This is a genomic window from Vibrio rubrogenes (genome assembly GCF_059641415.1).
Map to the genome: position 1 here is coordinate 30,916 of NZ_JCARSY010000013.1, position 15,663 is coordinate 46,578.

Below are 15,663 nucleotides of genomic sequence, written 5' to 3' on the forward strand. Positions count from 1 at the left end.
TCCCTGTGATCAACAATCATTGAAAAATAAATGGGTTGGAATACGTGTAATTTACGGTGCCTGTATATTTTCCGGCTCCGTTTGCGTTTGCTGGGAGGCTGAGCTTTTGTCCGCTTCCTTCAATTTGTCTTGCTCCGGTTGAGGGGCGGCTTTTGATGATGGTTGCTGTGATTTTAATAGTGCCACCAAGGTTTCTAGATTTTTCACATGCGTCTGTTCTTGAAGCAGTTGTGCTTGTAGTGCTTGTTGCTGCTGGTTGGCTTCTGTCAGTGCTGTTTGTAGCTTCTGATTATTTTGCTGCTGTGCCGTATTTTTAGCTTGCCAGTTTTCTTGTTGTGTTTGCGCGAGCCGTTGCAGGGTTGCGACACTCTCCAGAATACGATTCGTTTGTTCTCTTAATACTTGATCTCGGTAGTCTGAATGGTCGATAGCTTGTGAAATGGCCAGTAGTTTGTTTTCGATCTCAAGAACAATCGGTTCGAACTGACCGTTTTCAATACTGCGTAATTGTTTCACCATGTGTGTGACTTGCTCGAGATGAGCGATTTCAAACTGACCAAGGTGTGCTGCTTTTTCTATGGCTTCAATATCTCTAGGGTTGGACTGAGCAGTTGCTTCGACTAATTGGATCTGATGGCTGGCTTTAGCAAAGGTGATGGGAGCCACCTCGTTAAAATCTTCCTGTTTTAATAACGTGAGTTTTTTCTGTAATGGCTGGACATATTTGAGGCGCATGATCTTGACTTCAAGGCTCCGAGAGGTATTCAGAAACACCACCTGTTTTGTCTGTGCTTTTTCTAGCTTATCGTCAGCAACATATTCAAACAGATCATGATACATCCCATTCACGCGTTGATATTCTTTGGCATCATAGTGTTGTGCGTCGATCTTGGTTAAGTAATCCATTTCAGCAATCGCATCGGCAAGGAAATGATCCGCTTTTTCTTTGAAGGCTCGAAGTTGATTTAGCTGCTGCTCGATGGTGTCAATATACTGGTTGAATTTGTCTGCATAGGTTTGGCTGGAGAAAATCGACACGCTTTGAGTGGATCTTGATGGATCGGTTTGAAGCTCCTGATATAACGCTTGAGCATCTTTCCATGCATCTTGTAGCTTTCTGTAATGGGATTCGGAGTAGATTTTGAAAGGTTCAACATCCGTGAGCGTTTTATCCCATTGCTGATAAGTGGTTTGGATATGAGTAAATAGTACATAAGACTGGGATTGTTCATCGGTTGGATTATCCGATGGTTTTTGATGCGGTGTGCTCTGACAACCCGCTATACCAATTAGTAGGCATAAAGCGACTGCGGATGTTATCGGTTTCATGTTGCTTATCCTTATGATCAATCTATCTACTTAGCAATTTTTTATGGTTTGTTTTTATAGCATGGCTTGTTTTTATAATAGTACCTTGCCATAACGTTATCTTTTATACCAGTTAGTGATCGTCATCGGAGAATAGTGGCTGTGAGACTTGAAGTGACTTCACATTTGAGTTGTTGAGTTGAGGAAAACGAATGGGTATTGCATATCAAGTACCGTGATGAGCAATTGGTGGTTTAAAAAGATTTGGTCGTTATCTAAATTTCAATGAAACAAATGCCACCATTCTGATCCAGAGATGGTGGCACTTCACGAATAAATCAAATGTGTTCGGTATCGAACCGAATGATCAACTTTGAGTTATGAGAAAATTATTGCTGGTTGATAAATTGTTTAAAGCGAGCCCGAGCTTGCTCATCAGCTTGTTCATACCAGTAACGCAACATTGTCTCCGCTGTCGATGCTGAAGCTTTGGTTTGAGAAGATTTGAGCGAGCGAGCTGGAATCGTTTTACCCGATAGACCAGATTGCGGGGCATATTCAGGAACGGATGCCACTTTGCCAGACTGATTGTAAACTGACATCTCGGTATGATAGTTGCGTCCGAATTGAATGCCGTCTTTGAGTAGTTTGTCCTGCGTGACAGAGATTTTTTGTCCGTCTTGATTGGTAAGTGACCATTGCATACTACTGATATGTTCCCGAGCTTCACGCGAACTTCTATATTGGGGAACTTGAAGTGTCAGCTCGGTATCTGCCGCATTAAATACAGCAATCGTCACATCGCTTTCTACGCCGATATTGTCTTTACCTTCTTGAAAAAAAGGCTCATAACGAAAGACAATTTGTTGTAGCCCGTCTTCCAGTTGTAATTGTCTTTGTGAGCTAAAAAAACCACCACTTGATATCTCTGCTTTACCACCATTGGCAACCAGAACATTAACAGATTCTGGGAGATCAATTGTAACCGATGCCATTGCAGAACCACTTAATAAAATCATGCTGGTGAATGATAGTGCCTTGGATATATTCACTTATATTATCCTTTTTTATCAAATATTTAATTTGACTAAAGATGCATGGTTCTTGACAGAATTACAAGTGACAAATTGAAGTATTTGCCCTGTTATCGTCTCCTGTTAATCATTTGGTTGTTTCTGAAACCCAAAAGTGTCTGTCCTTGTAACACAACAGCGTCTGTCCTTGTAACAGTTTCAACCTGAGTCTGACACTTTCAGCTTAAAATTAGCTATGATTCGGTAACTTGTTCAGATGAAGTGAAAATTGTGATGCGTTATTTTTATTTGCTATGCTGCTATTTATTCAGTGGATTTTCGGTAGCAGCTCAAGCCGTTGAAAATGTGTCTTTATTGCGGGGAAAGTGGGATTGCACCGCTTCTCTTCGTCAGCCCCTATATCAGTTAAATTTAACTACTCAGGAACATTATCTTGCATCTCATAAGTATGTGACCAAGGGAACACTGGTTGCCCGTTTGCCGGGACAGCCCATCGAAGTGTCATATTCTGTTGTTGGAAATGGCAGTTGGAAAGTGGAAGGAGATAAATTGATCCTTGAGGCGAATGATTTAAAGGTTGAGAACCTGACGCATCCTGAGTGGGAAGCGATGCTCAATCTTAAACAATATATTCCTAAACATGCGGGAGGGACACTGGATATTGTCCGCTTGGATCAACAACACTTATCGTTAAAAGCCAAAAACTTACCAGATAATATTCAATGTCATCGAGGGTAAATGGTTAGCTGACCGACTCTCTTTGAAAGATTTCGGGGCCCATGTTGATGTCCCGAAATCTTTCGTAATTCATGGGCGACAATAAACCCGTTGTCCGTTCACATAGGTCTGATGGATAACTCGTTCATCTGCCAGCATAATTAAAGCAAATAATTTTTCTTCCAATGTTTTTGCTTGCGCCATGCGTTGTTTGAGCATCGGTGTGCCATTGACATCGAGTTCAATGAAGTCAGCTTCTGTGCCGGGATTTAAATTACCAATTTGGTGATCTAACTGCATTGCAACAGCAGCCCCTTGTGTACATAGATATAACGATTCAAAAGGATTGAGGTTTTGATGCTGTAATTGCAGAATTTTGTAAGCCTCAGCCTGATTCACCAGTAGATTGAGACTGGTACCGCCCCCGACATCACTGGCAATGGCAACCGGTATCCCATGCTCTTTCACGGTAAAATAGGGGAATAACCCACTGCCGATGAAGAGGTTTGACGTTGGGCAGAAAATCACGCTGCTATGGTTGCTGGCCAATGCTTGGTACTCTCTTGGCTCAAGGTGAATCCCGTGACCGAACAATGCCCTGTCGCGCACTAATCCATATCGTTCATAAACATCCAAGTAGTCTTGTGAGTCCGGGAATAAGCTTTTGACCCAGTGAATTTCATCTATGTTTTCGCTTAAGTGTGTCTGAATGAAAGCATCTGGGTACTCTTGGGCCAACTGTCCTGCTAACGCCAGTTGTTCTGGTGTACTTGTCGGCGCAAATCGGGGCGTAATCGCGTACAAGGCCCGTCCCTGATGATGCCATCTTTCCAGTAAATCTTTACTCTCACGATAGCCTGAATCGGCAGTATCACGTAGATTTTTGGGACTATGCCGATCCATCAATACTTTGCCACAGATCATTCTGGCCTGATAAGTTGCCGCTGCGGTAAAGAAAGCATCGACGGATTGCGAATGAACGGTGGCAAAAACACTGGCGGTTGTTGTGCCGTGAGCAAACAGTTGTTGTAGAAAGGCGTCAGCTTGCAGTACTGCATAGGATGCGTCAGCATACTTTGTTTCGACTGGGAATGTATAGTCATTGAGCCATTCCAACAGTTGCCGGCCATAACTGGCGATCATTTCCATTTGAGGATAGTGAACATGACTGTCAATCATGCCCGGAATCAGCAACCCCGAATGTGTTTCTATCTGCTCCGGGGCAATAGAGTGGTGCTGAAAAAAAACATCGGTATCGAGTAAATCAATGATTTTTCCTTGTTCGATAACGAGAATGCCATCGTTCAGATACTGGTAATTGTGTTCAGGACTGTGTGTCCTTGTAGGGAAATGCAAAATCTCTCCCCGGTGAAATGTTTTCTGCATACTTAACTCTTAACTTCCACGATAGGTTGAATAGGCGTAGGGCGAGAGAAGTAATGGAATATGGTAATGCTTCTGTGCCGTCACATGAAAATGCACATCGATTTTGGGAAAAAATGCCTGACCGAAGGTGTTTTCACAATAAGATGCCACATCAAATGAGAGCGTATAGTGATTGGATGATAAAGTGATATCTGCAAAGCGGATACGACCGTCGGCATCGGTTGTTGCCGATGCAAGCGGTTCACCAGCCTGATAACGATAAAGTGTGACGGGTACATGGGCAGCAGGCATACCGGAGCTGGTATCGAGAATATGACAACTTAATATACTCATTGATAAGACTCCATACGCAGGCGACTAATTTTTTGTTGCTCTATGGCCGCATTCATCAATTCATCGCTGCGATTATTTTTGATTCTTGCCTTTATCTGTTCCAAGACCTGTTTTGCCGATTGTTGGCTCGCACAAATAATAAAAATAAAGCCGAATTTCTTCAGATAAACGTGATTGTAATACAAAAGATCGTGCAGTACAGCTTTCGATGCCAGTTTGATTTTGTCTTGCTCTTGTTCACTGAGAAGTTTTCCCTGATTATATTTTTTTTGTAACGTGTCAAGATCGCCAATCATCGGATGGCCGGCAAACGCTTCCAGCCAGTCAGACTCTGAAAGTTGCGCAAATGCTGCATCAGCTCTTTGACACAATGTTGCGTAGTCGGGGCTCGGCATATGAGCGAGCATGAGCTGCTGCCATGAGGTACTGGTACAGATTTGAGCCAATTGGGGCTGAGTTAACTGAATCGTTCGAGTTGCAGCGTTCATCTCTTTCCTTATGTTTATTGATAGGGTGGTTTGGATATCTCTTTAAGTAACGTATTGGCTTGTTGCCAAAGATGCTGTTGCTTTTTTGGGACTGGATCGGTCACCGTTGTTGCAATGTCTATTGGGCGCTGAACTGGCGCGTCTTGTTGTTCAAACAGCATATTTAGCTGCGCCGCAATGGAGAGAGCAACCTGCATTGGTCGTTTACCTTTGATGTCGGGATGCCCGATTGGGCAAGTTAACTGAGAGATGAGCTCAGGCTGGCTTAACTGTTCTTTGAGCCGATAGATGAAACGTTGTTTTTTACCTTCAGACCCGATGAGGCCAATGTATGGAAAGCTCTGTCTTTCCAGTGCCAGTCTGGTTAAGTCATAATCTAAACGGTGGTCGTGCGTCATGATCACCAGATGCGTGTGAGGGAGTAACGATGAGATTACTGTTTCAGTGGAGTCAAAACATTGCGTTGACATTCCTTGTTCATTCAGTGGCGCCAACCAGTCCGGGCGAGAATCGAAAATTGTTGCGTGACATTGTAACTTATTAATAATGGGAGCGAGCGCTTGACCAATGTGGCCCGCACCAAAAATAGCGACATGAGGTTGTTGCGTGTTGAAATATTCAAACAAAACCTGAACTGCTCCACCACAACACTGTTGCAGATCAGCGGTTAGACTATATCGCTCGATTGACACTGTGGGGTCTTGATTGGGGTGCTGACAACGACGTTGCAGCTCGGTTCTGGCCGTCTCTATCACTTGCCGTTCCAGGTTACCTCCCCCGAGAGAATCATACTGTCCTTGTGTCGTGATCACCATTTTAGCCCCACAAGCGCGTGGCACTGATCCGACGGCTGCAACAATGGTCGCCAGACAGTAGTCGTAGCCTTGCTGCTGTAACATGTGACAAGCGTTCAGCCAATGCATCGAAGTGCTAACCAATGTATGAACAGATGATTGAACAGCCATCCTTTATCCCTCGCTATCTGCTTCACTGTAAACCGGGGTTGTCTGCGTTTGGTGTGCCAGCCATTGATATTGTTGCTGGCAAGCCGTGAGTATTCTTTCCCCTGTGGCAGGGGTATCAAGATTGGGAATGCACTGATGTTCAGAAATTGCAGCAATGGCATCATAAATCGCACACCAAGTGCTGATTGCGTGCATAAAAGGGGGTTCACCGACAGCTTTTGAACGGTAAATACTATGTTCTGGATTGGGGACGTCGTAAAGTTCAATATTCATCTGTTTCGGATAGTCACAGATACTTGGAATTTTATAATTCATCGGGCTATGGCTAAGAAGATGTCCACGATCATTCCAGACCAGCTCTTCCGTCGTCAGCCAGCCTAATCCCTGAATGTATCCTCCCTCAATCTGTCCGATATCAATGGCTGGATTCAAGCTACTGCCAACATCATGCAGAATATCCACTCGCTCAACCGTCATCTCTCCGGTGAGCGTATCGATCATCACCTCCGAGCAGGAAGCACCGATGGCAAAATAGAAAAAAGGACGTCCGCAGGCTTGCGAACGGTCATAACCAATTTTAGGTGTACTGTAATAGCCTGTTGCAGAAAGGGACACACGATTTAAATAAGCCTGTTGAATTAAGGTCACCCATTCGACTTCTGTACCATCAAGATAGAGGATGCCATCTTTAACTTCAGGTGGATGGGATTGTGAGGACAGACGTCCGTGAGCCATTCGTTGTGGCTGAGGGGACTGCGAGGACAGACACTCGTTGTGGTTTACCGCAAAGTCAAGCAGCCGCTCCTTGAGGGTCATAGCCGCGTTATGCGCAGCCATACCATTGAGGTCAGCACCAGAAGAAGCTGCGGTTGGCGAGGTATTCGGTACTTTATCGGTTCTCGTCGATGTCACTAAGATCCAGTCAGTTGGAATGCCCAATGTCTGGGCTACAATTTGTTGAATTTTGGTATGTAGCCCTTGGCCCATTTCGGTACCACCATGTGAAACCTGCACCGTTCCATCGGTATAAATATGGATGAGTGCGCCAGCTTGATTGAGGTGCGTTGCTGTGAAAGAAATCCCAAATTTAACGGGAGTCAGGGCTAACCCTTTTTTGAGTACCGGATGATGCCGGTTCCAGGCGTGGATGTCCTGACGTCGCTGGCGATAATCACAGGAGGTTTCCAGGCGAGTGAGTACATCATGAAGTTCAGCAGTTTGCTCGACTTCCATCCCATAAGGAGTGACGGATTTGCCCGGGCGATAAAGATTTTTTAGACGAAGATCGAACGGATCCTGCTGCAATGTAATTGCCAGGTCCTGAATAGCTTTTTCAATTACGATCATCCCTTGTGGTCCACCAAACCCTCGAAATGCGGTATGTGAAACAGTATCTGTTTTGAGACGATTGCCGATGATGCAGGCCTGACCAAGAAAATAAGCGTTGTCGGCATGGAACATGGCGCGGTCAACAATTGCGTCAGACAAGTCGGCTGAATGACCGCATAATCCATTGACTTCGATAGTCGCAGCCAGAATTTTTCCATCGTCAGTGGTCGTTAGTTCATAACGATTAAAAAAGGGATGGCGCTTACCAGTCGTTGACATGTCGATTGCACGCGGGAGCCTGAATTTAACGGCTTTCTGGGTGAGTTTTGCGCCCAGACTGGCAAGGCAAGCCCATGCTGCGGCTTGCGTTTCTTTGCCACCGAACCCACCCCCCATGCGGCGTATATCAACCGTGACGTGATTGAAAGGAATGTTCAGCACTTCTGCAATCAGATTTTGTACCTCGGTCGGATGTTGGGTTGATGCCCGGATAAAAATGCCTCCGTCTTCCGTCACCTCGGCAAGACTGATTTGGCCCTCCAGATAAAAATGCTCCTGTCCGCCCACGGCCAGCGTACCACGGATGTTCACAGGATTAGCCACTAAAAGTGTCTGTCCTTGGTAAGCTGAAACGTCTGTCCTTGGTAAGTTCCGGTCAGTCCCTTCCGCTAAAAACGTCTGTCCTTGGTAGGTTCCCATCTGGTGGGGCGGGAGTAAATGCGCCTGTTGCGATGCTTGTTGATACGAGATCACTGGCTCTTTGGCTTCTTCATATTCAATCAATGCTTTCTGTGCAGCCTGACAGGCGAGTTGGTGGCTTTTCGCGACAACAAAGGCAATGGGTTGGCAAAAATAACGGATGTCATGCTGACACAGGAGCGGATCGCCTTTATGGATCGTGCCAATTTCATTATGTCCCGGAATATCGTGATGGGTAATGACGCGAACAACTCCCGGAGACCGCTGTACTTCAGAGAGATCGAGGTGCTTGATGGTGCCTTTGGCAATGGTACTGGTGATTAATGCCCCATGTAAGCATCCGTGCGGTTCCGGATAATCATCAACAAACAGAGCCTCTCCGGAAACCTGCTTTTTAGCACTTTCATGCGGTAAGGAGTGACCGACTACATTTGATCGATGCTGAGAGTGGGTCGGTTGTGCCGTATAGGGCTGACTGATAAGTTTACGCATGATAAGTCAACCTCGTTTTAATCGGTGGATATTGATGTCCGGTTTGTTCCTGCCGGATTGCAATACTCTGATTGTCAAAGAAATAACGTTGAAGCAGATTTTGTACCAGATGAATCCGGTATTGGGCTGAACCTCGAATATCACTCAGTGGATGGATCACCTGAGGAACCAGTGCCTGAACGTGGCGGATCAGCGACTGGGTCAAGGGTTGACCGATAAATGGAGTTTCCAGCGCTGTCAGGCGAACAGATTTTTCCGCAACGCCTCCGGCCGCGATAATGCAGTGACTGATATGTCGCTGATCATCAAACGTGAAATTTAAGGCGAGGACAACGGTGGCAATATCGTCTTCATAACGCTTGCTGACTTTATAGATTGCATGTCGCTGCTGTTTCTTTATTTGGGGGAGATAGATTGCACTGATCCATTCATCATTTTGCAACCGGGTTTGACGATAACCGGTAATATAATCTTCGGGAGCATATCGGATGCGCTGTTTGCCATTATCTACTTCAATCTGACCATTTAAGCTGATCAGTAAAGGGGCAATATCGCCGATAGGCGAAGCATGACCCAGACTACCGCCCAACGTAGCACGATGGCGGATGGTAATACTCCCTAAGCGTTCAATAATTTCATCGGTTGATGGGAAGTGTTGTTGCATAAATTGATGGACACGATACATCGGGACCGCAGCCCCCAACCGCCAACCATCGCCGGTTTCCGTGATGGTGAGCAGATCATCGACTTTGGATACATCGATCAACAAGGGGAGAGAGTGATAACGTTGCGTCACTTCCAAAGAGAGATCGGTCCCGCCGGCGATTAATTTTGCTGTTGGATGAGTTTGACGTAGCTTGGCTAATTCCTGACGAGTCTCCGGCATAAAATAGTGCTCGGACTGGAGTGGTGGTACCTGAGCGAACCAGTGTTGAACTGTTTGTCGATGAGCATCAAGGGGATCGGTGATGTCGGTTTGAACGATATCATGGGCGGCTTCAATGAGCGGCCCATATCCGGTGCAGCGGCATAGGTTGCCGGCTAGAAAATCTGCGGGATTCTCTGGTCGGTTTTTCTGTTTCGAGAGCGCGTAGAGCGACATAACAAAACCGGGGGTACAGAACCCGCACTGACTGCCATGCCGGTTGATGACAGCTTGCTGAACCGGGTGAAGTTGTTCCCCCTGTTTAAGGGACTCTACCGTTATGATCTGTTTTCCGTGTACAGCATGTAACGGGGTAATACATGCATTGATCTGACGGTAACGCAGTGCATAGTGCTCATCTTGGTCAACCATCACCACGGTACATGCACCACAGTCACCACTGGCACAGCCTTCTTTCGTTCCTTTTAATGCACGGTGTTCTCTGAGATAAGTCAGTAGCATCATATCGGCTGATATCGAAGGAATACTGACGATTTGGTTGTTGATCATCACTTCGAGCATAGTTTTTCTTCCCTGAAAAAAGCTGTCCATCTGGTCAAATTATGTCGGAAAAAAAACTCACTTCGTACTCGTGTAGAGAACGAAGTGAGTGAAGACATTATTTTGGAATGCTGGCGTCAATTCCTTCAACATACCAATGCATACCGACCAGCTCTTTATCTGACGCTGCGCTTCCTGCTGCAACTTTCAGATGACCCTGATTGTCTTTTAACGGACCAGCAAACGGGACAATCGCACCGGATTTGATTTTGTCCTGAGTGTTTTGGATCGCTGTCTTGACGTCAGCCGGTAAGGACTGATTGACGGAGGTAATATGAATGACATCATCTTTAAGTCCTCCCCAGTAATCCGTAGACTTCCACGTTCCGTCCATCACTTCTTGAACGGTTTTAATGTAATAAGGTGCCCAATAATCTCTCACTGAGAACATGTGTGACTTGGGTGCAAAGTGCTGCATGTCTGATGATTGTCCAATCCCCATTACACCCCGTTTCTCTGCGGCAATCAATGGTGCGGGACTATCCGTATGCTGCAACATAACGTCAACACCTTGATCGATCAATGCATTTGCTGCATCAGATTCTTTGCCGGGATCGTACCAAGTGTTGACCCAGACAATTTTAATTTTCACATCCGGATTGACGCTTTTTGCTCCGAGATAAACAGCGTTGATATCTCGAATCACTTCTGGAATCGGGAAGGTTGCAATATAGCCGATCACATTCGATTTGGTCGTCATCCCCGCAGCGACACCAGAGACATAACGGCTTTCATAAGTGCGCAGAGCATAAGTGCCCACATTTTTGCTGCGCTTATAGCCAGTGGCATGTTCAAACACAACTTTAGGAAAACGTTTGGCAACTTTGAGCGTTGGATTCATAAATCCAAAAGAGGTGGTGAAAATAATGTCATTGCCCGCTTTTGCCAATTGAGTAATGACGCGTTCTGCATCAGCGCCTTCGGAAACATTTTCAACAAATGTTGTTTTGACCTGACCTTTGAAGTGGGCTTCCATTTCTTGGCGAGCCTGATCGTGTTCATAACTCCAACCATGGTCACCAACCGGGCCGACATAAACAAATCCGACTTTAAGAGGTTCTTTGGCAAGTGTAGAAGTGGAGAACAACGTTGACAGCGACAATGCTGCGACGGACAACCACTGATTTATTTTCATGAAATACTCCATTTCATCATTTTATTGATTGTTGTGATTACTCATTGGGCGTAGACATTCACGGTGAGAGTCTGTTTTTATCAAGAACGATTTTGCCAAACCGTTGATAAAATGCTGACTTGCAAAAAACTGACCACATGGTTGTATTTTGGCAAAATCAAATCTCAGCATGGTTTAATTTAGTTTGATTATCGATGGAACCGTTTAAAATTGATCAACAATGGATTCACATGCGAACTCATGATGGAATCTCTGTGCTTTAAACACCCATTATGGTGCAAAAATTGCACCATAATGGGTGTTTGGATGGCGGAACCATCTGGCTATGAATGTAGTTTTGGATCAAATGGTTTTCCCAGACTCATCGGGGTTGCCAATTTTTGGCGTAACGCATCAGAACTAATCAGAACCATGACAATCACTGTCGCCAGATAGGGAATCATCGCTAATAAATTGGGCGAAATATCAATGCCCAATCCCTGCATCACTAAATGCATGATTGAACTGCATCCAAACAAGTAGGCTCCGAGCATCAGGTAGCCGATTCGCCAAGACGCAAAAACGACCAGTGCGAGTGCGATCCACCCTCGGCCTGCGGTCATATTTTCCATCCACATCGGGGTGTAAGCCAATGACATGTAAGCACCGGCAAGTCCGGCCATCGCACCACCAAATGCGATGACACCATAGCGAAGACGAATGACATGAATCCCCAGTGCATTCGCAGCATGTGGATTTTCTCCCACAGCACGAATGGTCAGGCCTAAGCGCGTCCGGTGCATGATCCACCAAGTCAGACCGACAATGAGAAAACTGAGGTAGACCAATAAATCGTGTTGAAATAGGATCGGGCCGATAAAGGGGATCTGGCTGAGTCCGGGAATGGCTAGCTTCTGAAATCCTTCAATCGTATTCCCCACCAATTGACTACCGAGAAATGCGCTCAGCCCGGTACCGAAAATCGTCAAGGCTAAACCAGTTGCGACCTGATTGGTATTCAGGGTCTGAGTCAGTATGGCAAACAACAGAGCCATCATGGTGCCGGCAAACATTGCAATGAGCAATCCCAAGGCGAGACTCCCACTGAAATAGGCACCGGCAAAACCCGCCATGGCCCCCATGAGCATCATCCCCTCCTGACCGAGATTCAGGACGCCTGATTTTTCACAGACCAGCTCTCCCAATGCAATGAGCAGTAATGGGGTTCCTGTTTTTAAGGCAGCAATCAATATTTGCTGGATGAAAAGTATGTCCATTATGCCGCTCCGTTGTCATTTTTCTGGTGGCTGATGTGAGAGGAATCTGTCTCATTGAGCGCTAAAGCCGGTGCCATTACAGGGACAGGCACTGTAGTCGTTGGTCTTTTTTTGCGCACTTTAATTTGATAATGAATCAGGAAATCGCACGCGAGCAGAGAGAACAACAGAATGCCCTGAAAGAGACCGGTTACTGCGGTCGGCAGACCTAACTCGATTTGAGCGAGATCGCTCCCCATGTATAAGGCGCCCATGAAGAAAGATGACACAATAATACCGACCGGATGCAGTCTGCCCAGATAAGCGACAATAATCGCGGCATAGCCATATCCGGGAGAGACAGAAGGGATCAACTGCCCAATCGGCCCCGTTACTTCAGCCGCACCGGCGAATCCGGCTAATGCACCGGCAAATAGCATGACGCCCCAGACAATTTTATGCCGGTTAAATCCGGCATACTGTGCTGCGGAAGTATCTTCACCGAAGACGCGGATTTTAAATCCCGGCAATGTTTTGAACAGAACGATTGCGGTGATGAAAGCAATCAGCATTGCAGCAATAATACTGACCGATGCGCGTCCACTTTCAAACAAGAGGGGTAACGTCACCCCATCAGGGAACATAATCGATTCAGGGAAGCCAAAACCATCCGGATCGCTCAGTGGTCCATGAACGGCCCAAAGCAGAACATACAGGCCAATATAGTTGAGCATGATAGTGGTCAGAATAATATTAGTATGGAACAGACGGTTAAATAATGTGGGGATTGCAGCCCAGCACATGCCCGCAATAATACCAGTCAATAAGACGAGCACTAACATTGTCGCACCAGCATCTTCTCCGGCATGAACGGCTACAGCACTGCTGGCGACGGCACCGATTAACAGTTGTCCCTCTGCACCAATATTCCAGATATTTGCCCGATAGCAGATTGCCAGACCGACGGCACAGAGTAACAAAGGTGTCGCTTTCACCATCAACTCACCGAGATTGTAACTGTCGCTGAAAGGTTGCAGTAAGAACACGTTGAAAGCTTTGACGGGGCTGACATGCAGCCAGAATAACATCAGACTGGAAATCAGTAATGTCAGTGAAATGGCAATGAGCGGAGAAAACCATGCCATCATGCGTGAACTTTCGATGCGCGGTTGAACTTTAAGCATGAGAGAGCTCCTCATCCTTTAAAAAGCCACCGGCAATCCACTGCCCGATTTGCTCGATATTGGTTTCACTGGTTTTGACGATGGGAGACACTTGCCCTTCATAAATGGCAGCAAGACGATCACTAATGACGAACAGCTCATCGATATCTTCCGAGATGACGATAATGGCAGTCCCTGCATCTCTCAAAGCGATCAATTGACGATGAATAGCACTGGCTGCACCGATATCAACACCCCAAGTCGGGTGGGCGCAAATCAAAATAGTTGGTTGTTGATTCACTTCACGGCCAATAATAAATTTCTGTAGATTACCGCCGGAGAGGCTCTTGGCCTGAGCTCGTTCATTGCGACATTTAACCTGATTATCCCGGATGAGTTTGCGGGCGAGGGTTTGCATCATCTTTTGTTGAATAAAGCCGAAACGGGTGAGTTCCGCGGTATGTGTGAGTAAGGTATTTTCTTCCAGTGTCATATCCGGTACGGCTCCCTGGCCTAAACGGTTGGTCGGTACATACGCCATACCAAGGGCGCGTCTGGCGCCTGCATCTAAATGTCCGACAGGTTGACTATGAAAGAAAATACTTTCTTTCGGCGTACGGTGATCTTCTCCGCTTAACGCCTCCAACAGGTCTTCCTGACCATTCCCAGCCACACCCGCAATGCCGAGAATCTCGCCACTTTGCATCGACAGGTTGACATTCGTCAGGCCACAACCAAACGGGTGGGTTGGTGATAAAGTCAGCGCATTAGTCTGTAAAAGCGTCTGTCCCCCCAAAGATTTTGGATAGCTTTCTGAGAGTTCGGCATCACTGCCAACCATCATGCGAGCAATTGAATTCGGGGTTTCTTGCGCAGGAATACATTCTCCAGTGACTTTGCCACCACGCAGGATCACAGCCCGATCACACAGTGCCGTGACTTCTTTGAGTTTGTGGCTGATAAATAAAATACTACAACCTTCACTGGCCAACTTGCGCAGCACACGAAATAATCCGGCAACCTCCTGAGGCGTCAGAACTGATGTTGGCTCATCAAGAATCAATAAGCGAATATCCTGAATGAGGCAGCGTAATATCTCCAATCGTTGACGCTCTCCGATACTGAGATGATGCACATAGCGATCCGGATCAACTTGCAGATCGTAACGCTGGCTGATTTCCAATACTTTCTGTTTCAGGTTGTCAATTTTGTGGAGGAATTCTCGATCGAGACCCAGTTCGATATTTTCCAACACAGTCAGTGTTTCAAACACTGAAAAATGTTGGAAAACCATGCCAATTCCCATTGCTCTGGCTTGATTAGGGGAATGGATTTCAACTTCATGATTATCCCATAAGATCGATCCTTGGCTGGGACGTGTGACACCGTATATCATTTTGACAAGGGTAGATTTTCCTGCACCATTTTCACCCAACAAGGCTAGAATTTCGCCTGCATGAAGTTTCAAATTCACCTGATCATTTGCCACAACCCCCGGAAAAAACTTACTGACATTCCAGAGTTCCAAGAGTGGTATTTTTGTCATATTCAATTCATTCCCTGCAACATATCAGCTGGCGTAATGCAAAAATTTGACCAACTGTTCAACTGTAGCTGATTTTATTATCAATGTGTGGATCATATCCAGATAAAATATTGAGGTGATTTTAATTGACCCGCATCGAACTTGACGGGATACCAGAAGGAGGAGTTGTGATATCGGTTACTACAAGTGTGTGTCCTTGCAAACCAAATCTAAAAACGTCTGTCCTTGTAACTGTCTGTCCTTGTAACTGAAAGGATCGAGACTGTAAAAGTGTCTGTCCCTGTAATGTAAAAAAATTAGAGAAAACTTGACAGCAATGAAGAGGATAGGGAATAAGGTACCAACTC

General features: G+C 45.9%; 13 protein-coding genes. 1 reads left to right on the plus strand and 12 read right to left on the minus strand.

Features of this window, described 5'->3' with window-relative positions:
• Positions 1-51: 51 nt before the first annotated feature.
• Both AC55NX_RS11300 and AC55NX_RS11305 read right to left on the minus strand, forming a co-directional pair.
• Complete coding sequence (locus AC55NX_RS11300; protein WP_496995826.1) at positions 52-1,329, minus strand: DNA repair protein; 1,278 nt, start codon at positions 1,327-1,329, stop codon at positions 52-54.
• A 368-nt stretch (positions 1,330-1,697) separates the two neighbouring features.
• Positions 1,698-2,360, minus strand: coding sequence for a DUF2057 family protein (locus AC55NX_RS11305; protein ID WP_496995827.1), 663 nt, complete (start codon positions 2,358-2,360; stop codon positions 1,698-1,700).
• A 255-nt stretch (positions 2,361-2,615) separates the two neighbouring features.
• On the opposite strand from AC55NX_RS11305, the gene AC55NX_RS11310 reads away from it, so the two are divergent.
• On the plus strand, positions 2,616-3,080 hold the full coding sequence (locus AC55NX_RS11310; RefSeq protein WP_496995828.1) for a hypothetical protein: 465 nt from the start codon (positions 2,616-2,618) through the stop codon (positions 3,078-3,080).
• A gap of 69 nt (positions 3,081-3,149) precedes the next feature.
• Here AC55NX_RS11310 and guaD read toward each other — a convergent pair whose 3' ends face one another.
• The 10 genes from guaD to AC55NX_RS11360 form a co-directional block, all read right to left on the minus strand.
• The gene (guaD, locus tag AC55NX_RS11315) at positions 3,150-4,445 is read right to left on the minus strand and encodes a guanine deaminase (RefSeq protein ID WP_496995829.1); all 1,296 of its coding nucleotides are present in this window, start codon (positions 4,443-4,445) and stop codon (positions 3,150-3,152) included.
• A 9-nt stretch (positions 4,446-4,454) separates the two neighbouring features.
• Positions 4,455-4,778, minus strand: coding sequence for a hydroxyisourate hydrolase (uraH, locus tag AC55NX_RS11320; RefSeq protein WP_496995830.1), 324 nt, complete (start codon positions 4,776-4,778; stop codon positions 4,455-4,457).
• A complete protein-coding gene (locus AC55NX_RS11325) occupies positions 4,775-5,266 on the minus strand; it encodes a 2-oxo-4-hydroxy-4-carboxy-5-ureidoimidazoline decarboxylase (protein WP_496995831.1) in 492 nt (163 codons plus the stop codon). Before AC55NX_RS11325 ends, uraH begins: the two co-directional genes overlap by 4 nt.
• Before the next feature lie 14 nt (positions 5,267-5,280).
• Entirely contained in the window at positions 5,281-6,231 is a 951-nt protein-coding gene (gene xdhC / locus AC55NX_RS11330) for a xanthine dehydrogenase accessory protein XdhC (RefSeq protein ID WP_496995832.1), read from the minus strand.
• 3 nt (positions 6,232-6,234) lie between these two features.
• On the minus strand, positions 6,235-8,751 hold the full coding sequence (gene xdhB / locus AC55NX_RS11335; RefSeq protein ID WP_496995833.1) for a xanthine dehydrogenase molybdopterin binding subunit: 2,517 nt from the start codon (positions 8,749-8,751) through the stop codon (positions 6,235-6,237).
• Positions 8,744-10,198, minus strand: a complete 1,455-nt coding sequence (gene xdhA, locus AC55NX_RS11340) for a xanthine dehydrogenase small subunit (RefSeq protein ID WP_496995834.1) — start codon at positions 10,196-10,198, stop codon at positions 8,744-8,746. Before xdhA ends, xdhB begins: the two co-directional genes overlap by 8 nt.
• 97 nt (positions 10,199-10,295) lie before the next feature.
• The gene (locus AC55NX_RS11345) at positions 10,296-11,372 is read right to left on the minus strand and encodes a BMP family ABC transporter substrate-binding protein (RefSeq protein ID WP_496995835.1); all 1,077 of its coding nucleotides are present in this window, start codon (positions 11,370-11,372) and stop codon (positions 10,296-10,298) included.
• A gap of 323 nt (positions 11,373-11,695) precedes the next feature.
• The gene (locus AC55NX_RS11350) at positions 11,696-12,628 is read right to left on the minus strand and encodes an ABC transporter permease (RefSeq protein WP_496995836.1); all 933 of its coding nucleotides are present in this window, start codon (positions 12,626-12,628) and stop codon (positions 11,696-11,698) included.
• Positions 12,628-13,791, minus strand: coding sequence for an ABC transporter permease (locus tag AC55NX_RS11355; protein ID WP_496995837.1), 1,164 nt, complete (start codon positions 13,789-13,791; stop codon positions 12,628-12,630). The genes AC55NX_RS11350 and AC55NX_RS11355 overlap by 1 nt, the downstream gene beginning before the upstream one ends.
• The gene (locus tag AC55NX_RS11360; RefSeq protein WP_496995838.1) at positions 13,784-15,316 is read right to left on the minus strand and encodes an ABC transporter ATP-binding protein; all 1,533 of its coding nucleotides are present in this window, start codon (positions 15,314-15,316) and stop codon (positions 13,784-13,786) included. Before AC55NX_RS11360 ends, AC55NX_RS11355 begins: the two co-directional genes overlap by 8 nt.
• Between the last annotated feature and the right edge of the window lie 347 nt (positions 15,317-15,663).